Genomic DNA, 20,716 nt, shown 5'->3' with positions numbered 1-20,716 from the left:
TATGACGGCGCCCCCTGAGGAAGTTTGAGCTCGATGGATTCCGGCATTCTGGTGGAGCGGGTTAAACCAAAGGCGCAAATGAGCATGCCTAGAATTCAGAAAGTCTTCCGCAAGTATTATGGACCGAGATAACGCTTGGGACTAGCCTCTAAGGTGCCAACTGAAGGGGAATGCCTGCAACCAAAGGAAGCACAATATGACTGACACGCTGGAGCAGAATGATCCTGCCATCGAAGAACTGATGAAAGACGCAATAACCAGTTACATGCTGGACAGTTTCGAAGTCGAGGATCGGTTGAAGACGGCCGTCCAGAAGATCGCGGTGGAACTGCTTGCTGAAGAGTTGGCTGCTCTGAGGAAGAAGGTTGCGAAGGCCAAGTCGTCGTATATTCAGGCCGGAGATGTGTTGACAGCGGCTTAGGCTAAGATCGGTCGGATATTTCCAGCCTCGGGCAGGGGACTACGAGCGCTGCACTCAATCCTGGGCAATGTCGATTTGAGTGCGAAAATCACCTGCGGTCGCCAGCAAAACATCAGCCCCAATACAAGCATCTTCGCCAAAATGTCAGCTGGTTGCCGAGCGCGAGGCTTGGGGCGTTTTATTAGGTGGGCCGAGGTCCTACCCACACGCCCGCTGGTATCGCGGGGATACTATTTGCCAATCCGTCGAGCATGCCTTGCAAGACGCTCTCGGTCAGCGCCTCCATCTTGTCGTTGGGGCCGACGAGGCGGTCTACCAGCAGCAAAGTGAGACCATGCATTTGCGACCAGAAAATTAGAATAGCACCGTCAATCTTCCGTGTATTTGCGGCCGTGTTCGGAATGAGCCGCCCGAGCGCCCCGTCGCTTATCGCATCCACCAGAAGCGCTTTCATGTTCTCTGCCGCAGTTCTTTCGACAGCAGGTCGTCCATTGTCCTGACCGGTAAGATAGCCGCCGAACATCAATCTGTAGAGCGCAGGATTGTCGACGCCGCCGTAAACATAAGCTCGCGCAATAGCTGCCAGCCGCTCGCGCGGACTGTCGAGTTCTTTCGTCGCGTCGGTCATCTGCTTTGCAAGGAGCTCGAACCCTACCGCCGAGACGGCCGCCAGCAATTCACGCTTGTCGGCGAAATGCTTGTATGGGGCGTTATGACTGACGCCCGCTCGACGCGCGAGCTCCCGAAGCGAGAACTCTGTGCTTTGGGATTCGCTGAGGACATCGAGTGCGGCCCCTACGATCGCCCTGTGCAGGTCACCATGGTGGTAGGGGCGCTGATCTGTGCTGGACATGTCTTTGGTCATGATCGTCCATTTAGGTTTTTAAGTTGCGCGTGTCAACTTTTTACCCAAGTGATGTTGACAATGCCCACTCTAGCCCTTAAGTGGCCGGTGTCAACATCGGGCGATGGCCCATTACACGCATCAGATTGGAGACTGCGACGAACAACGCAGCTCACTTTTGGTCGCAAACCGTACCGGAGAAAAAAATGCAGTCCTTTCGATTGCTGGGAATTGGTCTCGCCTGTGCATGTCTGGCTGCTTGCGAAGACAAAGCCGAAGTGGCGCCGCCGCCGCAGCAAGTGCGCGTCGTTGCGGCCGCCGAGGCTCAGTATCAACAGGGTGCGGAAATCACCGGTGAGGTGAAGGCGAGAGTTCAGACCGAACTTTCCTTTCGCGTCAGTGGTCGGGTTCTTGAGAGAAAGGTCGATGTTGGATCGCATGTCCACGCCGGCGACGTCCTCGCCCGGCTCAACGACACGGAACAGCAGGCGGACGTCAGCGTCGCCCGTGCCGCGCTGGCGTCGGCGCAGGCCGTCGTTGCGCAGAAGACGCTCGCCTTTGACCGGGCGAAGTCGCTCCTGCAGTCGCAGGCCGTTCCGAGGGCGGTCTTTGATGATGCCCAGAAGGAGCTGCTGAGCGCACAGGCTTCCCGCGAGGCCGCCGAGGCCGCGCTCGCGACGGCAGAGGACGCTCTGTCCTACACCGAGCTGAAGGCCGCCGCGGACGGCATCATCACGGCGCGCGGCATCGAAGCCGGGCAGGTGGTGTCTGCAGCACAGTCCGCCTTCACGCTCGCCCATGACGGGCCACGAGACGCAGTGTTCGACGTCTTCGAGGCGTTCTTTCTGGATGGCCGGCCGCTGAACGACGTCGAGGTCGCACCGGTCTCCGACCTTGCGAGCGACGTCCACGCCAGCATTCGCGAGGTCTCTCCCGTCATAGACGCGAAGGCAGGCACGATCCGGATCAAGGTGGGGCTCCAGGAAGGTACGCCATGGCCGCTCGGAACGCCTGTAGTGGGCAAGCTGCGCGCCTCGCCGCGCGACGGAATCGTGCTGCCGTACACCGCGATCGCATCAGCCGAAGGCGAACCTGCCGTGTGGCTCGTCAACACTCAAAACCAATCCGTTTCGCTTCGGAAGATCTCAGTCGACCGATATCGCCAAAGCGATTTCGTCGTCACCGGCGGCGTCGCCCCGCACGACCTGGTCGTGACCGAAGGCGGAAAGTTCCTCAAGGAAGGCCAGGCGGTCGCCTGGGAAGGCAAGTGAGATGATCCTCAATCGCATATGCACCTCTCTCCCGCTTCTTCTGTCAGTGTCGCTGCTTGCAGGCTGCGATCAGAACTCCGTGGCAGGGGAGGAGACGGCTCCCCGTCCTGTCAAAGTCGTCATGGCTGCGGCCGAACAGGACAAAGCGGCAAGCTCGCCCGGCGTGGTGCGGGCTCGCATCGAGACTGACCTGGCGTTTCGGACGCTCGGGCGAATGGTCTCTCGCAAGGTCGATGTCGGCGACCTGGTGCACAAGGGCGATGTCCTAGCGGAAATCGATCCTCTCAGTCTGCAGCTCGCGGTCACGAGCGCGGAGGCCGAACTCCGCAACGCCCAAGCGCAGTTGGAGAACGCCGCAACGACGGAAACCCGCAAGCGAAGGCTCGTTCAGAGCAATGCAGCGAGCATTGCTGATCACGATCTTGCCGAACAGCAGCTCAAGTCGGCTACCGCCAATGTTGCGAAAGCGACGGCCAGCCTTGCGAAGGCGCGCGAGCAGCTAGGCTACGCCGAGCTGAGGGCCGAGTTCGATGGCGTCGTGACCGCCACGTCCGCAGAAATGGGCCAGACCGTTTCGGCCGGCCAACCGGTCTTGAAACTGGCACGTCTCGAGCAGCGCGACGTGGTCGTCGACGTGCCGGAAGCGCAGTTCAGTCGCGTTCGCCTGGACGACCGCTTCAACGTCGCCCTCCAGCTCGACAGCAGGATCCAGGCCACTGGCGTGGTCCGCGAGATCGCACCGCAGGCCGATCCCAATACCCGCACCTATCGGCTGAAGATCGGGATCGATCAGGCGCCGGACATCTTCCGCCTTGGCGCCGTGGTCACTGCGACGCCGCTTGTCGGAGAAAGGAAGCAGGCGATCACGCTGCCGCTCTCCGCCATCCGCCATGAAGGCGGTATCAGCCAGGTATGGGTGGTAGATCGCTCGACAGCTACTGTCGCTCCGAGAGCGGTTGAACTGGAAGGTCCGGCGTCCGCACCCCGTTCTGTCCTGGTTCACGCGGGCCTACGGGCAGGGGAAGAGATCGTCATCGCCGGAGTCGATGAACTCACCGATGGACAGAAAGTGCAACTCGGACAGGAGCCACGCCCGTGAATAGATTCAACCTTTCTGACTGGGCGCTCGAGCATCGTTCGCTTGTCTGGTACTTCATGATCATGTTCGCGGTGGCGGGCGCCTTTGCCTATCTCGGACTCGGCCGCGAGGAAGATCCGTCCTTCACGATCAAGACGATGGTGATCCAGGCCCAGTGGCCAGGCGCTTCTGCCCAGGAGGTGACGCAGCAGGTTACCGACCGCATCGAAAAGAAGCTCCAGGAACTCGACAAGCTGGAACATACCCGCAGCATCACGACCGCCGATCAAACGATCGTCTTCGTCGACCTGCTGCCGGAAACGAACGCGCGGGACGTAAAGCCCACCTGGTCGCGCGTCCGCAACTTGATTGATGATATTAAGCACGAATTCCCCCAAGGCGTGGTCGGACCCTTCTTCGACGATCAGTTCGGCGACGTCTACGGCAATATCTTTGCCTTTACGGGCGCCAGCGGACTTAGCCAGAGGGAACTGCGTGATTTCGCGGAGAACGCCCGAACGCAGATCCTCAAGATCCCCGACGTCGGCAAGGTCGACATCGTCGGGGCGCAGGACGAGGTGATCTACCTGGAATTCTCCACCCGCAAGATCGCCGCCCTCGGCATCGACCGCTCCGCGATCATTGCCACGCTGCAGGCGCAAAACGCCGTCACCCAGTCCGGCTTTGTGGAAACCGGGCCCGAGCGCGTCGCTTTGCGGGTCGGCGGGCGCTTCATCTCCGAAGACACCTTGCGTGGGATCAATCTTCGGGTAAACGACCGCTTCTTCCCGCTGACCGACGTCGCAACGATCACCCGCGGCACCGTCGATCCGGCGACGTCGCTCTTCCGCTTTAACGGAAAGCCCGCCATCGGGCTCGCGATCGGCATGAAGACGGGCGGCAATGTGCTTGCCTTCGGCGAAGCGCTTGAAAAGACGATGAGCAAAATCACCCAGGAGCTTCCGGTCGGCGTCTCCGTCGAACAGGTGTCCGACCAACCGAAGGTGGTCGAGGAGGCAGTCGGCGGCTTCACGAAGGCCCTGTTCGAGGCAGTCGCGATCGTGCTCGCGATCAGCTTCATCAGTCTGGGGATGAGGGCCGGCCTGGTAGTGGCGATCGCGATCCCGCTCGTTCTCGCCATCACCTTCATGGTCATGTTCTACACCGGCATATCCTTGCAGCGCATCTCGCTCGGGGCGCTGATCATTGCGCTCGGCCTCCTCGTCGACGACGCCATGATCGCCGTCGAGATGATGGTGGCACGGCTGGAAATGGGTGACAGTCTCAGGAAAGCCGCCACTTACGTCTACACGTCCACGGCCTTTCCGATGCTGACCGGTACGCTCGTGACTGTCGCGGGATTCATCCCCGTCGCATTCAACAAGAGCAGCGCCGGCGAGTTCACTTTCACCCTCTTCGTCGTTATCGCCGTATCGCTTGTCGTCTCCTGGATCGTTGCCGTCCTGTTCACGCCTCTCATCGGCGTGACCTTGCTGCCGAAGACGATGAAGAAGCATGCCGAACACAAGGGCCGGGTTGCGAAAGCATTCTCGAGCATGCTGCAATTCTGCCTGCGCTGGCGCTGGATGACGATCGTCGCCACAGTCGTTCTCTTCGCAGGATCGATCGTCGGCCTGACGATGGTGCAACAGCAGTTCTTCCCGAGTTCGGATCGGCCGGAACTGATCGTTGACTGGAACCTGCCGCAGAACAGCTCAATTGCCGAAACGAGCCGTCAAATGGCTCAGTTCGAACACGAGATGCTGGCCGGCAACCCTACGGTCGAGCACTGGTCGACATATGTCGGGAGAGGCGCGCCGCGCTTCATCCTTTCCTTCGACGTGCAGCCGGCTGACGTTTCCTTCGGTCAGACGATCATCGTTGCCAAGGGACTCGACGCCCGCGACAAGCTGAAGCAAGAAGCGGAAGCTTACCTTCAGAAGACCTTTCCCGGAACGGATGCCTATGTGAAGCTGCTGGAAATCGGACCGCCGGTCGGCAAGCCGATTCAGTACCGTGTGTCCGGCGATAATCTGCAGACGGTGCGCGACCTGGCACGGAAGCTTGGATCGATCGTCGGCACTGACCCTTCCCTCAGGAACATCGCCTTCGACTGGAACGAGCCGGCCCGCGTCGTGAAGATAGACGTGCTACAGGACAAGGCCCGACAGCTCGGCGTCTCGTCCCAGGATATCGCAATGGCGCTCAATACCGTCGTACAGGGAAACGCGGTGACGCAGGTCCGGGACAACATCTACCTGGTCGATGTCATCGGCCGTGCCGCAGAAAAGGAGCGCGGCTCGATCGACACCCTGCTTGATCTGCAACTGCAAAGCAGCAGTGGTCAATCCGTCCCGCTGTCATCGGTCGCAACCTTCCACTATGAGCTCGAACAGCCGACAATCTGGCGGCGCGACAGAATTCCGACGATCACGATCAAGGCCGGGATCGGCGATGCGACGCAGCCGGCGACCGTTGTGAAGGCGCTCTCCGACAAGGTTTCGGCTTTCGAAAAGACGATGCCGGCCGGGTATTCCGTGAAGATCGGCGGCGCGGTCGAGGAAAGCGCCAAGTCGCAGGGTCCGATCGCCAAGGTGGCGCCGGCCATGTTCGTCATCATGGCGACGCTGCTGATGATCCAGCTTCAGAGCTTCCACAGGCTGTTCCTGGTCTTCTCGGTTGCCCCGCTGGCGCTGATCGGCGTCGTCGTGGCGCTGCTCGCCAGCAACTCGCCGCTTGGGTTCGTCGCGCTCCTGGGTGTGCTCGCGCTGGTCGGAATTCTCATCCGCAACTCCGTGATCCTGATCGTGCAGATCGAGGAGTTGCGCGCAGAGGGAATGTCGGCGTGGAAGGCGGTGGTGGAGGCGACCGAGCACCGCATGCGGCCGATCATGCTCACTGCTGCGGCCGCGACCCTGGCCCTGATCCCGATCTCGCATGAAATTTTCTGGGGTCCGATGGCCTACGCGATGATGGGTGGGATCGTCGTCGGAACGGCGCTGACACTCCTCTTCTTGCCGGCGCTCTACGTTGCCTGGTTCCGGATACCCCGTGAAATCGAGCAGCCCTGAGATGACAACAGCGCACTCGCTCCCTGGGCGCAATGCCCAGGGTCTCACCCTGCTTGGGTTCGCTCAGACGATCGCTGCCATCCATCGCGCGTGCATCGGGCGAACCGTCCCTTTTCTTTTAATCCTATGTCTCGTTCAATCGGGTTGCGCCAACCGGGTGCAGGATGTCCTTCAGCCTCTCGCCGTAGCCCCGACGGACACGAACCGGGTCACCATGCTGGTCGCCACGACGCGCAAACCGTCGCAAGATCCTGGCAAGCTCTATTCCGGCGACCGCGGGACGGCGATTTCCCTCAACAGCGTCGATGTGTCCATACCTCCCGACCGCAACCGCAAGATCGGGGAGGTGCAGTGGCCTTCACGCATGCCGCCCAAGCCGGAAAGGGAGTTTGCGGTCACGAAGGTCGCGAAAGTCCAGTCCGACGGCCAGGCCCTGGACTGGTACCGCAGGAATCGAAATTCCAGGCGTCAGGTCATCATTTTCGTACATGGATTCAACAACACCTATGCCGACGCGGTCTTCCGCTTCGCGCAGATTGTCCATGACTCCGGAACCGATGCCGCGCCGATCCTCTTCACCTGGCCGTCGCGCGGCCGCGCGTTCGACTACCTCTATGACAAGGAGAGCGCCAACTACTCGCGTCGGGCTCTGGAGGATCTCATCCTTCAGACCGCAAGAAGTCCTGATGTTCAAGACGTAACGATTCTCGCTCATTCCATGGGAGGCTGGCTTGCGGCAGAGGCGCTGCGCGGCGTCGCCATGCGCGAGAGATCAATCCCGGCGAAGGTCAAGAATGTCATACTGGCCTCGCCGGACATCGATATCGACGTGTTTCGTCGTCAATTCGTTGAAATGGGGCCAAAACGGCCGCATTTTGCAATCTTGACGTCGACACGCGACAAGGCCCTGGAGGTCTCCAGTTGGCTGTCGGGCGGGGTCGACCGCGTCGGTGGATCCGATCTCAGGCCCTATGCACCGGTGCTCGAAGAACTCGGCGTTTCTGTCATCGACACGACCGCTATCGCAACGAGTGATCCACTCGGCCACAATGCCTTTGCCGACACCCCCGAGATCGTGCGCCTGCTCGGGCGGCGGCTGGCGGGACAGAGCCTTGATGGAGGAAAGGCGAGCGTTACGAACCAGATCGGAATGACTGCGGCCAATTTCGCCGGTTCGGCAGCGCGAGTAGCTGTTGCGGCTCCAGTCGCGGTCATCAGTCCGGAGGCGCGCGAGGTCTTGAAGCGCGAGCTCTTGAAGCGGGAGCTTTCCGCGGGCGGCGGACAGATTGTGGACGGGCAGATTTCCTACTGAACCGTCTAGCCGCCTCAATGAGATGAGTGCCTCCGCACAGGGGCGCGATAGGATTGGCAAATGGAAAATGGCACAACGATCGACAGCACCAGCCCGTGCGTCACGTCGAATGCCAGCCGGTTTTCGCGAGTTAAGGTATCCAGTTCTGCCTCGAGAGGCAGAATCGCCTCAGCTAGAAAGAACCATGGCCCAATAAGGTATGTTCCGGGAAGACGTATTGTGCGCAACGGCCACGCCGAGCCCGTTATAGCGTCCCAGCATGTTTTCGAGATGGTGTTGCGAGTTGATCCAGGCCGTTACCGCGGCCTCGACGCTCTGTTGGCCGGCGGCGATGTTTTCGGCCGCTGGAAGCTGCACGCCGCTTTTCGTCACGCGTGCGCCGAAACTGTCGGCCATGCCCATCAGGTGCTTCATCTTGCCGGCGCTTGCCATTCGCTTGGCCTGGTAGATTGCCGCAGCGCTTGCCGCCGGATCGACGCGAAGCGCCGCCAGGCCGTTTTTGGCACGAAGCTGGTTGACAAGCGGCAGCGCCGTCGCCGTCTCGTCCTCCCCGTCCGAAGGCGTGGAGGACATTCTGGGTGCGGTCGTGCAGCTTGCGACACCCGTCAGGAGGAAAAGGCCTGAAATGCGCAGCAGATTGCGCCTGGAAAGATCGATGGATGTCATGTTTACCGGCGGAAGTTGAAAAGTCGGATGATAATGAAGATTGGAATGACGACCGTTGCACCAAGCAGCAGATAATCCCCGATGCGGCCGAGAGCCGAAAAACCCCGGTACCAGATCTCGCGGATGAAATCGCGGATGCTATAGACGAGGTCCAGCGGCGCCCATCCGAAAACGGTCATCACGAAACCGACAATCAGCGAAACGACCAAGAGCTTCACCAATGTGCGACCGAGCGAGTCGCCCAGAAATTTGTTTACCTGATCGGACATGCGCCATCTCCTGTTTGCCCTGAAATACGGTTGCGGCGCGTCGCCCGCAAGCCTTTTCCGGAACTGGCCGTTCCGCCTCTGAAATAGGACTTGAGTTTTTTTGTGGCCGCCGCCAAATGCGCAGGCATTCAACGGGCCACATCATGCAGCAAAGCCAGCTTTCCTCCGGCGACGTCATCGCCGACCGCCGCGCCGACTATGCGAAAATGCTTAACGAGGGCGGCGAGCCGGATGCGGCCGCCGAACTGATGGAGCAGGCGCTGGAACTGACGCCCGTCTGGGCTGCCGGCTGGTATCGCCTCGCGACCTACCGGGAGACGGCCGGCAAAGTGGAATCCGCGATCGAAGCCTATCGCAAGACGCTGGCGCTCGATCCCGAGGATATCTTCGGCGCAAGTCTAAAGCTCGCCCTGCTCGGTGATTCCGAAACGCCGGACCGGCCTCCGAGCCGCTATGTCGAGCGGCTGTTCGATGATTATGCCGCCCGTTTCGAAACCTCGCTCGTCGAAAAGCTGGACTATACCGTTCCGCAGAAACTCGCAGCACTTGTCGCCGCCACCGGCCGCAAATATTCGCTGGCCGTTGATCTCGGCTGCGGCACAGGCCTGCTTGGTGCGGAAATTTGCGCCCGTGCCGGGCGGCTTGAAGGCTACGACCTCTCGCAGAACATGCTCGCCAAGGCCGAGGAGAAGGCAATCTACGATCACTTGGCCCAGGCCGATCTTTCTCTTGCGCCAGAAGGCTCAGGCATCTTTGCGGATGGCGCAGAATATCGCGCTGATCTGATCGCGGCTGCCGATGTGCTCATGTATCTCGGCAATCTCGAAAGCACCTTCGCGATCGTCGATCGCCTCGCCATATCCGGTGCGGATTTCGCCTTCTCGGTCGAAGACGCGGGCGAGGGAGACGGTTTTCATCTCGCGCCGTCGCTGCGCTACGCTCACACGGAAGCCTATGTTCGCAGCCTTTGTCGCCGTTACGGTTTCGAAATCATCGAAACCGTCAGAACCACGATTCGAAAGGATGGCGGCAAACCGGTCGCCGGCATTCTATTCCTTGCACGGCGATAGCCTTTTGCGCACAAATGTTGCGATTTGAAAATAGGTCAGCATTACTTACATATTTCGCTTGCTCGCAACTGCGAAAAGCTCGATAATTCCCATCATAGCCGACCGGCGCCGCGGAAGAACAAGCAGGAACGCCTCAGCCTGTTCACCATACACAATCCGTTGCGCGGGGACTTCTCCGGCGCTCTGAACTCTTCTGCTGTTGGAGATTGCCGCCATGGCTCAACGCATCGGTGCCCTTGGTTTCTGGAACACCAGCGCAACGCGCCATACGCCGCTCGAAGATGTGCAGGGCATATTCTCCGGCAGCCTCGTGTCTGCACTCGGCCTTTACGTGCTCGCCAGCGCCGGGCTTCTCACCGGCAGTACGGCCGGCATCGCCTTCCTGCTGCACTATACTTTCGGCGTGAATTTCGGCCTTGCCTTCTTCCTGCTCAACCTGCCGTTTTTCTATCTCTCCTGGAAGCGTCTCGGCATCGCCTTCACGATCAAGACCTTTGTCGCCATCGCTCTCACATCGATTCTTGCCGATGTGCAGTCGCGTTTTTTCGAGATTTCCAGCATCCATCCGGCCTGGGCAGCACTACTCGGCGGCCTGCTGCTCGGCTTCGGCCTCCTTGCGCTTTACCGCCACCGCGCCAGTCTCGGCGGCGTCGGCATTCTCGGCATCTACATGCAGGAGCGTTTCGGCATCCGCGCCGGTCTCGTGCAGCTTTCCGTCGACATGTGCGTTCTTGCCGCCGCTTTTTTCGTCACCACGCCGCCGGTGGTCATCTATTCCGTTCTCGGCGCTGTCGTCCTCAATCTTTTCCTGACCATCAACCACCGCGCGGATCGCTATATCGCGCTATAGGGCCCCAAAGCGGCAGTTCAATCATAAACAAATCGTAACTTGCCTCCTCTCAGGCTGAGAGCGACACTCGCCCGGCGCCGGATAGATGAGGTGAAGACATGTCAGAGTTGGAAAAACTTATCAGACGCCGCATGAACAGGAGTACGCCAAGGGCTCCTCAGCGGAAAAGATCGCCCAAGTCATCCGTGAGATTATCAATAACTTCGATGGATCAGGTGCCCGTAGCAACTGATCGATATTTTGCCGACCCGATTTTCATCGGGTCGGTCGCTTCAAGCAGTGCCTCAAGCTTTTTGCTGTGCGCAAAATTCCTCACGCAGCCTTCGCCGGCTGATCGATCGGATGCTGGCTGCGGAAGCCGACGGCCAGCCGGTTCCAGACGTTGATCGTGCCGATCGCGACCGTGATCTTGGTGATTTCCTCCTCGCTGAAATGCGTCTTGAGGGCTTCGAAGTCCGCATCCGGTGCGCCGGTCTCCGCGATCTTCGTGACAGCATCGACCCAGCCGAGCAGGACGCGTTCCTTCGCGTCGTAGACCGGCGATTCCTTCCAGGCGCAGATCAGGTTGATCCACTGTTCGCCAAGGCCGTCATGGCGGGCTTCCTTGACATGCATGTCGACGCAGTAGGCGCAGCCATTGATCTGCGAGGCGCGCAGCTTGATGAGGTGGATGAAGCGGCGCTCGAGGCCGGAGCTCTGGACATATTGCTCCAGGGCGGCAACCGCCTTGTAGGCTTCCGGCGAGGCCTTTGCGAAGTTGAAACGTGCCTGCATAAATTTTCTCCTTTGGGTTATGGCTCAGTAAGCCCTTTTGCGTTCGTGGGTCTCAAGGAATGCGCAGCCGCGTGCGGCGATCCCGCCATCATCTGCGGCGGAGAGCTCGGTCAGGATGTCGGCGATACTGATCTTGGCGAGTTCGGTGCGGTAGGCGCGCTCGGCTTTCTGCATCGCAGCGCTGATCTGGCAGGGCTTGGCGAAATAGCGCTGCGGCAGCGGGTTTGGCCCGCGCTTTCGGATTTCAGCACAGCGGAAAGCCGGTGCCGGTCCTTCAACGGCAAGCACGATATCGAGCAGGGTAATGTCCTCTGGCACTTTCGCAAGCTTATATCCGCCCTTCGGCCCCGGCACCGTGTCGAGAATGCCCGCGCCGGATAGCGCCTGCAGGTGCTTCAGCAGGTAACTCGTCGAAACGCCATGAAACTCTGCGATCGCAGCCGCCGACAGCACGCCGCCTTCCGAAAGCCCGGAAAGCATCGCGACGCTGTGGATCGCCTGTTCGACGCCGTCACCCATTTTCATGCGGGGTCCTCTTCGAATCGTGGATAAAAAATATCGACGATTAGTCGATGTGTCAACAGCCGATCGAAATCCTGCTTGCCAAGCCCGAATGGCCGGATAGAACAGCCGAAATACCAAGGGGAAAACAATGGCAGAAAAAGCCGCTCTCGCCGGACTTGTGAACTCGTCGTCGGACAGACACTCGCTTTTCGATGACGCACAGGGACTTGTCGCGGGCAGCATGCTCGCTGTGCTCGGCGTCTCGCTTCTCTCCAGCGCCGGCCTTCTGGCAGGCGGCACGGCGGGCATGGCATTCCTGTTGCACTACGCGACGGGCTGGAGCTTCGGCCTCTGCTTCTTTGCGGTGAACCTGCCGTTCTATTATCTCGCCTTCCGCCGCCTCGGCCCCGCCTTCACAGTCAAGACTTTTGTGGCGATTGCACTTACCTCCGTGCTTTCGGAAATCGCGCCACGTTTCATCGGGCTCTCGCACGTCGATCCCGTCGCCGGTGCTCTCTTCGGCGGCCTTGTCATCGGCGCGGGCATGCTGGCGCTTTTCCGCCATCGCGCAAGCCTCGGTGGCATCGGCATCCTGGCGCTTTACATCCAGGACCGCTTCGGCTGGCGCGCGGGCTTTGTACAGCTCGGTTTCGATGGCCTTGTCCTGGCGCTCTCCTTCTTCGTCGCCAGCCCCTTCATCGTCGCCTGCTCGGTGCTCGGCGCCGTGGTGCTCAACCTCACGCTCGCCATCAACCATCGCAAGGACCGCTATATCGCCATGTGAAGCGCGGCCGCTCTTCTATTTCACGTCGGTTTCATTACCTTTGTCCCGTGGACCAGATCGATATCGAAGCCCGCGCCGCCTTGCCCGCCCCCTTCATCCGCTGGTTCGCGGAAAAGGGTTGGCGGCCGCGCGCTCATCAGCTGGAATTGCTGGCCCGCGCCGAAGCAGGCGAGAGTACGCTGCTGATCGCGCCGACCGGTGCCGGCAAGACGCTTGCCGGTTTCTTGCCGGCGCTGACCGATCTCACCCGCCGCGGCAAGCGCCGGCCGGGTGCCGGCTTTAAAGGCATCCACACGCTCTATGTTTCGCCACTGAAGGCACTTGCTGTCGATATCGAGCGCAACCTCATGAAGCCGGTAGGGGAGATGGGCCTGCCCGTCACCGTGGAGAACCGCACCGGAGATACGCCGAACGCCAAGCGACAGCGCCAGAAGCTCAATCCGCCCGATATCCTGCTGACGACGCCGGAGCAGGTAGCGCTTTTGCTCGCCAACAAGGAAGCCGAACGCTTCTTCAAGGACTTGAAATATGTCGTTTTCGACGAGCTCCATTCTCTGGTCACGTCGAAGCGTGGCCACATGCTCTCCCTTGGTCTTGCCCGGCTACGCCGCCTTGCGCCAGGCCTCAGCACCATCGGCCTCTCCGCCACGGTTGCCGAACCGATCGACCTTCAGAAATGGCTGGTTGCGCAGGAGGAGGGCAGGGAACGGCACGCCGGTCTCGTGACCGTCGAAGGCGGTGCCAAACCGGATATCTCGATCCTTTCGACGGATGAGCACATCCCTTGGGCCGGCCATTCCGCCAGATACGCGATTCCCGATATCTACAGGCAGCTGACCGAGCATCAAACGACGCTGCTTTTCGTCAACACGCGATCGCAGGCCGAAATGCTTTTCCAGGAACTCTGGACGGTCAACGAGGAAAATCTGCCGATCGCGTTGCATCACGGCTCGCTCGATGTCGCCCAGCGCCGCAAGGTGGAGGCCGCGATGGCGGCCAACAGGCTGCGCGCTGTCGTCGCCACCTCGACGCTTGATCTCGGGATCGACTGGGGCGATGTCGATCTCGTCATCCATGTCGGTGCACCGAAGGGTGCCTCGCGCCTTGCCCAGCGCATCGGCCGTGCCAATCACCGCATGGACGAGCCCTCCAAGGCGATCCTCGTTCCCGCCAACTGTTTCGAGGTCATGGAATGCCAGGCAGCCCTCGACGCCAATTATATCGGCGCACAGGACACCCCGCCCGTCGGCCGCGGCGCGCTCGATGCGCTTGCCCAGCACGTGCTCGGCATGGCCTGCGCCGAACCTTTCGACATGCTGGAACTCTACGATGAGGCGAGGAGCGCTTCGCCCTATGCCGATCTCTCTTGGGAAACCTTCGAGCAGATCGTCGATTTCGTCGCGACCGGCGGCTATGCGCTGCGCACCTACGAACGATATGCGCGCATCCGCAAAACGAAGGAGGGCCTCTGGCGTGTTTCCAATCCGCAGGTTGCCCAGCAGTACCGCTTGAATCTTGGCACCATCGTCGAAAGCCCGATGCTGAACATCCGGATGGTGAAGCGCGGCGAGACAGGCAAGATTGGCCGCGGCGGCGGCACCCTCGGCAAGGTGGAGGAATATTTCCTCGAACAGCTTTCTGCGGGCGACACCTTCATCTTCTCCGGCAAGGTGCTCCGCTTCGAAGGCATCCGCGAAAACGAGGCGCTTGTCTCCCAGGCCTTCTCCTTTGATCCGAAAATCCCGTCCTATGCCGGCGGAAAGTTTCCGCTTTCGACCTATCTTGCCGATCAGGTGCGATCGATGCTCGCCGATCCCGACCGTTGGCACCATCTGCCGGATCAGGTCCGCGACTGGCTGTCGCTGCAGAAGGACAAGTCGATGCTCCCGAAGCGCGACGAACTGCTGATCGAGACTTTTCCGCGCGGCAGCCGTGCCTACATGGTGGCCTATCCATTCGAAGGCCGCCTTGCGCATCAGACGCTCGGCATGCTGCTCACCCGGCGCCTGGAGCGGGCCGGCGCCAAGCCGCTCGGTTTCGTCGCAACGGACTATTCGCTCGGCATCTGGGGGCTGGAAGACATGGGCCTGATGATCCGCAACGACCATCTCAGCCTTTCCGATCTCTTCGACGAGGATATGCTCGGTGACGATCTCGAAGCCTGGCTCGACGAATCTTTCCTGCTGAAGCGCACCTTCCGCAATTGTGCCGTGATTGCAGGCTTGATCGAGCGCCGTCACCCTGGCAAGGAAAAGACCGGACGGCAGGTCACGGTGTCCGCCGATCTGATCTACGACGTGCTGCGCAGCCACGAGCCGGACCATATCCTGCTACAGGCGACGCGCCAGGATGCCGCGAGCGGCCTTTTGGATATTTCCCGGCTTGGCGATATGCTGAGACGAATCAAGGGCCACATTACGCATCGCGCGCTGGATCATATTTCCCCGCTCGCAGTGCCGGTGATGCTGGAGATCGGCAAGGAGCCTGTTCACGGCGAGGCCCACGATGCCGTGCTCGCCGAAGCGGCCGGGGATCTGATCGCCGAAGCTATGGCTTGATAATGCAGGATAGACGAAATTGATGAACCGCCTGGCGCTTGCGCGTGAATTGAACGGATTGGTTCCGATGCCGGGCGTCGAAACCAGTGTTCATGGCGTTGCGGCCGTCTGCGATCCGCTCGGCGCGCTCTACCTGCCCGATGCCGGCATCCTCGTCGTTTCCGACCTGCATCTCGAAAAGGGTGCCGCCTTCGCCCGCCGCGGCATGCTACTGCCGCCCTACGACACGTTGGCGACGCTGACCGTGCTCTGCGCCGTCATCACCCGCTACAATCCGAAGCTTGTCGTCTCCCTCGGCGACAATTTCCACGACCGCGTCGGCTCAGCGCATCTACCCGATACCTTTCGCTCCCTGATCGACAACATGGCCCGCGGCCGCGAATGGATCTGGATCAACGGCAATCACGACCCTGACGGCACGGTCGATCTGCCCGGCTCTTCGGTCGATGAAATGCACTACGCCGCCCTGACCTTCCGTCATGAGCCGAAAGGTGGGCTGCAGAGCGGTGAAATCGCCGGTCACCTGCACCCCGCGGCCACCGTCCGCCGGCGGGAAAAAGCCGTCCGCCGCCCCTGCTTTGCCACCGACGGCGCCCGCCTCCTCATGCCCGCCTTCGGCGTCACGACCGGCGGACTGGATCTCGGCCACAAGGCGTTGGCGGGCCTGTTCGACAGGTCGTCCCTGGTCGCTCATCTTCTGGGGCGGGATCGGATTTATTCGGTGAGATTCGGGAATTTGCGCAGCTGAAGTTGAGCGCCCGCCCTCGTCCATCGAGGCCCTTCTGGCACCTCAGGATGAGGGCTCTCGCCGCCGTTGCTTTTCGATAGACAATTCTGCGCTTGCTCCAAGGGCGAAGCCCCGAAAGACGACAATGGCCACCACGCCATAGAAATCGGAGCTCAATTACACCCCTGCAACTGCCGCTGATAGGTCGCTGCCATATCGGCAAACCTCTGTGCCGTCTTCTGCAACTGCGCGTTCGAGCGCCAGTCGCCGCGCTTGTAACCCTTCGGCCCCGAATAGTAAGCGATGTAGAGCCTGTAGGCGTCGTTGAGCTGGATGCCCGTCGCCTGGCTGTTGCTGTAGTGGTACCAGCCGATGAAGTCGATCGCGTCGGCGAAATTGGTGCGCCGCGCAGCCCAATTGCCGGTCGCCGACTGATAGTGGTCCCAGGTGCCGTCGAGCGCCTGCGAATAGCCGTAGGCGGTCGACGGACGCGTCCAGGGAATGAAGCCAAAAAGCTTCGTGCGCGGCGGGCGGGCGTTCGGCTGGAAACCGGATTCCACATACATCGTCGCCATCAGGATCGGCACCGGCACGGCGTATTTCTTCTCGGCGCGCTCGGCCGCGTGCTGCCAGTTGCTGAAGAAGCCGTTGCGCTGTTCGAAGACAGCGCAGATGTTTCTGGTCTGGCGAGGCGCCGTGGCGCAGCCAGCAGCGAGCGCCAGCAACACCAGGGCGAGAAGAGTACGGGTACGCAAAACAGAACCTCTCGTTTTCGAGAGATTACTAACTCGTAAATCTTAACACTCGGTTTTTAGTCAAAGGCGAACATGCACTCCGCACCGAGGCTTGCCCCGCTGCCGCAAGCGCCGGGTCTCATCAGCGGTAGACCAGAACCGGGTCTTTGAATGGGCGAGCACCTTCATCGTCACGCTGCCGACCATGAATGCGGTGAAGCCTTCGCGTCCGTGCGATGCCATGGCGATCAGGTCGCAGCCGCGCTGCGCGGCTGTGTCGATGATGGCCTTCGCGGGTTCGTGGTTGGTCACCTGGGTCGTATGGCAATCGACGCCATGCGTTCTGGCCCGGGCACCCGCATCCGCCAGGATCCGGTCTGCTGCTTGCTGGCTGTGCCGGTCATATTCTTCGCGCGTGGATTCCAGCTGATCGATATTCGTGGAAAAGATATGGAACGGTTCGACGACGGTCAGGACCGTTGCCTTGGCGCCGATCTCCTTGGCAAAGGGAAGCGCCTTTTCCAGCGCATCGGTGGAAAGCTGCGAACCTTCGGTCGGGATGAGAATGTGTTTGCATGGGCTGGCTCCTCCTCCAACGCTCGCATATTGACGGAGGAACCAGCTTAACACGTTGATCTGCATCAAACTGTCGCGAATGTCGGCGTCACGCTGCGCTCGCCGGTTCGTAACGCAAGATCACCGCGCCGGTCTTCAACGGTGTCGCTTCCAGCAGCTTTAGCGGTCGTTGCGCCGTCGCCGCCTTGAAGTGCGGATTGCCCGCGCCGAGAACCACCGGCACCAGGCAGATGCGGATCTCGTCGACAAGACCGGCCTTCAGCATCGCGTCGCAGAGTTCGGCGCTGCCGAAGATGAAAATCGTTTTGCCGTCCTGCTCCTTGAGCTTTTGAAGCTCGGAAACCGGATCGCTGACGATGCGGGCATTGTTCCAGCCCGGCTCTTTCATCGTCCGCGACACGGCGATCTTTGCGGTGTTGTTCATGTATTGCTTGATGTTGTCATTCTCTTCCGCCGTCGGCCAATAGGCGGCCATGCCCTCGTAGGTCTTCCGGCCGAAGACGAGCAGGTCGCCTTCCTCGCCCAATTGTTCGGAGTATTTCTGCAGTTCCGGCCCCCAGACCAGATTGTGGAAGTCGATGTCCCACGGCTTCGTGCCTTCGAAATAGCCGTCGAGTGTCATCAGATTCCAGACAACAAGCTTTCTCATGTCGATTTCCTCCATCCGATAGTCCATACCACATCAGCACCGGTTGCAATCAGCAACTGGTTGAAAGCTAGATAAACCGATGGCAAAATGCAAGTAGTTTTTTTGGAGAATGAAAAATGGACGACCTTCACCGCTCCGGCTGCCCGATCAATCTGACGCTGGAAATCCTCGGCGACCGGTGGAGCCTGATCGTCATCCGCGACATCATGTTCGGCAATCGCCGTCACTTCCGCGAGCTGCTCCAGAATTCGGAGGAGGGCATCGCCTCGAACATCCTTGCCGATCGCCTGCGCCGCCTCGTGGACAAGGGCTTGCTCACCCGGGAGGGCGATCCCACGCATAAACAGAAAGCCATCTATAGTCTCACCGAAATGGCGATCGACCTCGTGCCTCTCTTTGCCCATATGGGCGCGTGGGGCCGCAGGCATCTGCCGGTGTCTGAAGAGCTCTCCATTCGCGCCGAGTTGTTGGAAAATGGCGGCCTGCGCCTTTGGGAGGATTTCATGGATGAATTGCGGGCCAAACACCTGGGCAAGCAACTGCCACCCGGAACGCCCTCGGTGCTCGGCCGTCTGACCGAAGCCTATCTCGACGTCCTTGCGAAAAAGAAAAAGTCCGCCTGATCAATCCTTGCGGAAGACGATGCTTGCGCCCCAGCCGGTCACGATCGCCAGGAACACGGCGAACATGCCGTAGGGAATCGGCTGTCCATGAGCCGCATCGGTAAGCATCTGCTCGATACCGGTCTTGATGACGCGCAGCGGCACCGACTTTTGCGTCACGAACACGCCGCTCTTGAAGAGATAGGCACGAACCGTATGCACGCCGTTCGGAATGTTGGCCGGCAGGCGAAGGCTTGCCTTGAAAAGATTGGAACTGACGAAGCGCACGCCGGTCGGGTCGCGCTCGTAGAGCCCGCCGGTCTGCTGCAGCCGCCGGAATGCGGTGCGGAACTCGCCGAGGCTGCTGCCGTCTCCGACGAAGCCGACGGGCGTCAGTGGAATATGGTCGATGCCGATCCCCTGATCGGTGAGGTCGAGCGGTGTCACGACGTCGTCGATCGAGCGCGAGCTCGACATCGAATAGGAATGGGGCACGCCCTCGAACGTCATCGAGTCGGTATTGATCCAGATGCCGAAGACGCGCTCCTTCTTGCGCACCGTCGCATCTTCGCGCGGCCCCTCCAGAACGACGACGACGTCGTATTGGCCAACAGCAAGCAAAAGGTTGTCGGTATTGGTCAGCGCCCCGAAGATCGTCAGGTCCGCGCCGCGGAAATCGGACGTGATGGCGATTTCGCTACTGGACGTGCCGATCTCCAGCCCCTCGCGCTCTTCTTCGGAATTCTGTCCCGGCAGCAGCATCTGCGCTGCGGCAATCCCCGGCAGCAAGTAGAAGAGACCGAAAAGGCAAAGGCGCAGCCGCTTCATCAGTACGCCCCCATCACGACGGAATAGATGTCCGCGGGCGTCACCACCAGCGCCACCGCCAGGCGGATGCCGACGGCGAGAACGAGCAGCCCGAGTAGCGCCCGCAATTGTTCGCCGCGCAGTTTCTGACCGACGCGCACGCCGTATTGCGCGCCGACGACGCCGGCCACCATCAGGATGAAGGCAAGCACGATATCGACGGAAAAGTTCGTCGCAGCCTGCACCACGGTTGTGTAGGCGGTCACGAAGATGATCTGGAACAGCGATGTGCCGACGACGACATTGGTCGGGATGCGCAGCAGGTAGATCATCGCCGGCACCATGATGAAGCCGCCGCCGACGCCCATGATGGAGGTCAGGATGCCGATCCCAAAGCCGAGCGCGACGATCGGGATGACGCTGAGGAAAATCTTCGATTTCTTGAACCGCACCTTCAGCGGCAGGCGGTGGACCCAGTGGTGATGTCCGGGCCTGCGCGGTGTCGGCGGTACGTTCTTGGCCGCCCGACGCATGGCGTTGATGCTTTCGAGTAGCATCAGCCCGCCGACGGCGCCGAGGAAGATGACGTACATCAGCGAGATGATGAGATCGAGCTGACCGACCCGTCTCAACAGCGAGAAAATCCAGATGCCGATCGTTGCGCCCGCAAGACCGCCGACAAGCAATACGGTCCCGAGCTTGACGTCCAGCGTCCCGCGCCTGAAATGCGTGATCGCGCCGGAGATCGAGGACGCGACCACCTGGTTTGCGCCGGTCGCAACGGCAACCACGGGCGGAATGTTATAGAAGATCAGGAGCGGCGTGATCAGAAAGCCGCCGCCGACGCCGAACATGCCGGACAGGAAGCCGACGGCCGCACCCATGCCGAGGATGATGAAGATGTTCACCGACAATTCTGCGATGGGCAGATAGATTGTCACAGCCGACCCCGAATTATGAACTGCCCCCGCCGGGCAGGTATCTTGCGTCCCGTTCGAATGGCGCATCATACGGTGAAATCGTTGCCAGAGGCTTTCGATAAACGACATGCGATCCGCGCATTACGCGAGCGATAAGTTCCGATTAATTGGGCTTTTTTCAGATTTTGTGACGACGGCGCGCGAGGAGTTTTGTTCGCGGGAGAATACT

General features: G+C 60.6%; 21 protein-coding genes. 11 read left to right on the top strand and 10 right to left on the bottom strand.

Translation table 11 applies throughout. The annotated features are described in order from the left end of the window. Positions 1 to 196: 196 nt before the first annotated feature. Positions 197 to 421 carry a hypothetical protein gene (locus A3C3_RS0130140; protein WP_022718296.1) on the top strand — a complete coding sequence of 75 codons (225 nt, stop codon included), beginning with the start codon at positions 197 to 199 and terminating at the stop codon, positions 419 to 421. A 181-nt stretch (positions 422 to 602) separates the two neighbouring features. Here A3C3_RS0130140 and A3C3_RS0130135 read toward each other — a convergent pair whose 3' ends face one another. Next, positions 603 to 1,286 carry a TetR/AcrR family transcriptional regulator gene (locus tag A3C3_RS0130135; RefSeq protein WP_022718295.1) on the bottom strand — a complete coding sequence of 228 codons (684 nt, stop codon included), beginning with the start codon at positions 1,284 to 1,286 and terminating at the stop codon, positions 603 to 605. Between the two features lie 185 nt (positions 1,287 to 1,471). Here A3C3_RS0130135 and A3C3_RS0130130 point away from each other — a divergent pair, with 185 nt between their 5' ends. Genes A3C3_RS0130130 through A3C3_RS0130115 form a run of 4 tightly spaced genes read left to right on the top strand, consistent with a single transcriptional unit; the run spans position 1,472 to position 7,997 of the window. Further along, positions 1,472 to 2,536 carry an efflux RND transporter periplasmic adaptor subunit gene (locus A3C3_RS0130130; RefSeq protein WP_022718294.1) on the top strand — a complete coding sequence of 355 codons (1,065 nt, stop codon included), beginning with the start codon at positions 1,472 to 1,474 and terminating at the stop codon, positions 2,534 to 2,536. Position 2,537: 1 nt separating this feature from the next. Further along, positions 2,538 to 3,635 (top strand): efflux RND transporter periplasmic adaptor subunit, encoded by a 1,098-nt coding sequence (locus A3C3_RS0130125; protein WP_022718293.1) that lies wholly within the window; start codon positions 2,538 to 2,540, stop codon positions 3,633 to 3,635. Beyond that, positions 3,632 to 6,685: an efflux RND transporter permease subunit gene (locus tag A3C3_RS0130120; protein ID WP_022718292.1), complete on the top strand. Its 3,054-nt coding sequence runs from the start codon at positions 3,632 to 3,634 to the stop codon at positions 6,683 to 6,685. The genes A3C3_RS0130125 and A3C3_RS0130120 overlap by 4 nt, the downstream gene beginning before the upstream one ends. A gap of 1 nt (position 6,686) precedes the next feature. After that, positions 6,687 to 7,997: an alpha/beta hydrolase gene (locus A3C3_RS0130115; RefSeq protein WP_022718291.1), complete on the top strand. Its 1,311-nt coding sequence runs from the start codon at positions 6,687 to 6,689 to the stop codon at positions 7,995 to 7,997. A 168-nt stretch (positions 7,998 to 8,165) separates the two neighbouring features. On the opposite strand, the gene A3C3_RS0130110 is transcribed toward A3C3_RS0130115, so the two are convergent. Both A3C3_RS0130110 and A3C3_RS0130105 read right to left on the bottom strand, forming a co-directional pair. Further along, positions 8,166 to 8,663: a CAP domain-containing protein gene (locus A3C3_RS0130110; RefSeq protein WP_022718290.1), complete on the bottom strand. Its 498-nt coding sequence runs from the start codon at positions 8,661 to 8,663 to the stop codon at positions 8,166 to 8,168. 2 nt (positions 8,664 to 8,665) lie between these two features. Continuing rightward, positions 8,666 to 8,932, bottom strand: a complete 267-nt coding sequence (locus A3C3_RS0130105) for a DUF6460 domain-containing protein (RefSeq protein WP_022718289.1) — start codon at positions 8,930 to 8,932, stop codon at positions 8,666 to 8,668. A gap of 143 nt (positions 8,933 to 9,075) precedes the next feature. On the opposite strand from A3C3_RS0130105, the gene A3C3_RS0130100 reads away from it, so the two are divergent. Both A3C3_RS0130100 and A3C3_RS0130090 read left to right on the top strand, forming a co-directional pair. Further along, a complete protein-coding gene (locus A3C3_RS0130100; RefSeq protein WP_028740131.1) occupies positions 9,076 to 10,002 on the top strand; it encodes a class I SAM-dependent DNA methyltransferase in 927 nt (308 codons plus the stop codon). A 214-nt stretch (positions 10,003 to 10,216) separates the two neighbouring features. After that, positions 10,217 to 10,852, top strand: a complete 636-nt coding sequence (locus A3C3_RS0130090; protein WP_022718286.1) for a YitT family protein — start codon at positions 10,217 to 10,219, stop codon at positions 10,850 to 10,852. A gap of 312 nt (positions 10,853 to 11,164) precedes the next feature. Here the strand turns inward: A3C3_RS0130090 and A3C3_RS0130085 are convergent, their stop codons facing one another. Next, positions 11,165 to 11,626 carry a carboxymuconolactone decarboxylase family protein gene (locus A3C3_RS0130085; protein ID WP_022718285.1) on the bottom strand — a complete coding sequence of 154 codons (462 nt, stop codon included), beginning with the start codon at positions 11,624 to 11,626 and terminating at the stop codon, positions 11,165 to 11,167. Positions 11,627 to 11,650: 24 nt separating this feature from the next. Next, positions 11,651 to 12,151 carry an RrF2 family transcriptional regulator gene (locus tag A3C3_RS0130080; RefSeq protein ID WP_022718284.1) on the bottom strand — a complete coding sequence of 167 codons (501 nt, stop codon included), beginning with the start codon at positions 12,149 to 12,151 and terminating at the stop codon, positions 11,651 to 11,653. A 127-nt stretch (positions 12,152 to 12,278) separates the two neighbouring features. On the opposite strand from A3C3_RS0130080, the gene A3C3_RS0130075 reads away from it, so the two are divergent. From A3C3_RS0130075 to pdeM, 3 genes are read left to right on the top strand one after another with little or no spacing between them, the layout of a single operon-like run. Continuing rightward, entirely contained in the window at positions 12,279 to 12,914 is a 636-nt protein-coding gene (locus tag A3C3_RS0130075; protein WP_022718283.1) for a YitT family protein, read from the top strand. Positions 12,915 to 12,961: 47 nt separating this feature from the next. Further along, a complete protein-coding gene (locus A3C3_RS0130070) occupies positions 12,962 to 15,472 on the top strand; it encodes a ligase-associated DNA damage response DEXH box helicase (RefSeq protein ID WP_028740130.1) in 2,511 nt (836 codons plus the stop codon). Positions 15,473 to 15,494: 22 nt separating this feature from the next. After that, positions 15,495 to 16,220 carry a ligase-associated DNA damage response endonuclease PdeM gene (gene pdeM, locus A3C3_RS0130065; protein WP_022718281.1) on the top strand — a complete coding sequence of 242 codons (726 nt, stop codon included), beginning with the start codon at positions 15,495 to 15,497 and terminating at the stop codon, positions 16,218 to 16,220. Positions 16,221 to 16,372: 152 nt separating this feature from the next. On the opposite strand, the gene A3C3_RS0130060 is transcribed toward pdeM, so the two are convergent. Genes A3C3_RS0130060 through A3C3_RS0130050 form a run of 3 tightly spaced genes read right to left on the bottom strand, consistent with a single transcriptional unit; the run spans position 16,373 to position 18,158 of the window. Next, complete coding sequence (locus tag A3C3_RS0130060; protein ID WP_022718280.1) at positions 16,373 to 16,954, bottom strand: transglycosylase SLT domain-containing protein; 582 nt, start codon at positions 16,952 to 16,954, stop codon at positions 16,373 to 16,375. Positions 16,955 to 17,014: 60 nt separating this feature from the next. Further along, positions 17,015 to 17,575 (bottom strand): universal stress protein, encoded by a 561-nt coding sequence (locus A3C3_RS41840; RefSeq protein WP_022718279.1) that lies wholly within the window; start codon positions 17,573 to 17,575, stop codon positions 17,015 to 17,017. Positions 17,576 to 17,597: 22 nt separating this feature from the next. Beyond that, the gene (locus tag A3C3_RS0130050; protein ID WP_028740129.1) at positions 17,598 to 18,158 is read right to left on the bottom strand and encodes a dihydrofolate reductase family protein; all 561 of its coding nucleotides are present in this window, start codon (positions 18,156 to 18,158) and stop codon (positions 17,598 to 17,600) included. A gap of 116 nt (positions 18,159 to 18,274) precedes the next feature. Here A3C3_RS0130050 and A3C3_RS0130045 point away from each other — a divergent pair, with 116 nt between their 5' ends. Next, positions 18,275 to 18,781, top strand: a complete 507-nt coding sequence (locus A3C3_RS0130045) for a winged helix-turn-helix transcriptional regulator (RefSeq protein ID WP_022718277.1) — start codon at positions 18,275 to 18,277, stop codon at positions 18,779 to 18,781. On the opposite strand, the gene A3C3_RS0130040 is transcribed toward A3C3_RS0130045, so the two are convergent. Next, positions 18,782 to 19,588, bottom strand: coding sequence for a TIGR02186 family protein (locus A3C3_RS0130040; protein WP_022718276.1), 807 nt, complete (start codon positions 19,586 to 19,588; stop codon positions 18,782 to 18,784). It abuts the gene before it with no gap. Next, entirely contained in the window at positions 19,588 to 20,508 is a 921-nt protein-coding gene (locus A3C3_RS0130035; RefSeq protein WP_028740128.1) for a sulfite exporter TauE/SafE family protein, read from the bottom strand. The genes A3C3_RS0130040 and A3C3_RS0130035 overlap by 1 nt, the downstream gene beginning before the upstream one ends. Between the last annotated feature and the right edge of the window lie 208 nt (positions 20,509 to 20,716).

It is taken from the genome of Rhizobium mongolense USDA 1844 (assembly GCF_000419765.1).
GTDB lineage: Bacteria > Pseudomonadota > Alphaproteobacteria > Rhizobiales > Rhizobiaceae > Rhizobium > Rhizobium mongolense.
The sequence above is the reverse complement of the archived record's forward strand: the minus strand, read 5'-3'. Positions and strand labels throughout refer to the sequence as shown.

Excerpts from the sequence above, each read along its gene's own strand:
- A3C3_RS0130140 (WP_022718296.1), top strand. The coding sequence starts at position 197 with ATGACTGACACGCTGGAGCAGAATGATCCTGCCATCGAAGAACTGATG.
- A3C3_RS0130135 (WP_022718295.1), bottom strand. The coding sequence starts at position 1,286 with ATGACCAAAGACATGTCCAGCACAGATCAGCGCCCCTACCACCATGGT.
- A3C3_RS0130130 (WP_022718294.1), top strand. The coding sequence starts at position 1,472 with ATGCAGTCCTTTCGATTGCTGGGAATTGGTCTCGCCTGTGCATGTCTG.
- A3C3_RS0130125 (WP_022718293.1), top strand. The coding sequence starts at position 2,538 with ATGATCCTCAATCGCATATGCACCTCTCTCCCGCTTCTTCTGTCAGTG.
- A3C3_RS0130115 (WP_022718291.1), top strand. The coding sequence starts at position 6,687 with ATGACAACAGCGCACTCGCTCCCTGGGCGCAATGCCCAGGGTCTCACC.
- A3C3_RS0130110 (WP_022718290.1), bottom strand. The coding sequence starts at position 8,663 with ATGACATCCATCGATCTTTCCAGGCGCAATCTGCTGCGCATTTCAGGC.
- A3C3_RS0130105 (WP_022718289.1), bottom strand. The coding sequence starts at position 8,932 with ATGTCCGATCAGGTAAACAAATTTCTGGGCGACTCGCTCGGTCGCACA.
- A3C3_RS0130100 (WP_028740131.1), top strand. The coding sequence starts at position 9,076 with ATGCAGCAAAGCCAGCTTTCCTCCGGCGACGTCATCGCCGACCGCCGC.
- A3C3_RS0130090 (WP_022718286.1), top strand. The coding sequence starts at position 10,217 with ATGGCTCAACGCATCGGTGCCCTTGGTTTCTGGAACACCAGCGCAACG.
- A3C3_RS0130085 (WP_022718285.1), bottom strand. The coding sequence starts at position 11,626 with ATGCAGGCACGTTTCAACTTCGCAAAGGCCTCGCCGGAAGCCTACAAG.
- A3C3_RS0130080 (WP_022718284.1), bottom strand. The coding sequence starts at position 12,151 with ATGAAAATGGGTGACGGCGTCGAACAGGCGATCCACAGCGTCGCGATG.
- A3C3_RS0130075 (WP_022718283.1), top strand. The coding sequence starts at position 12,279 with ATGGCAGAAAAAGCCGCTCTCGCCGGACTTGTGAACTCGTCGTCGGAC.
- pdeM (WP_022718281.1), top strand. The coding sequence starts at position 15,495 with ATGAACCGCCTGGCGCTTGCGCGTGAATTGAACGGATTGGTTCCGATG.
- A3C3_RS41840 (WP_022718279.1), bottom strand. The coding sequence starts at position 17,575 with ATGCAGATCAACGTGTTAAGCTGGTTCCTCCGTCAATATGCGAGCGTT.
- A3C3_RS0130050 (WP_028740129.1), bottom strand. The coding sequence starts at position 18,158 with ATGAGAAAGCTTGTTGTCTGGAATCTGATGACACTCGACGGCTATTTC.
- A3C3_RS0130045 (WP_022718277.1), top strand. The coding sequence starts at position 18,275 with ATGGACGACCTTCACCGCTCCGGCTGCCCGATCAATCTGACGCTGGAA.
- A3C3_RS0130040 (WP_022718276.1), bottom strand. The coding sequence starts at position 19,588 with ATGAAGCGGCTGCGCCTTTGCCTTTTCGGTCTCTTCTACTTGCTGCCG.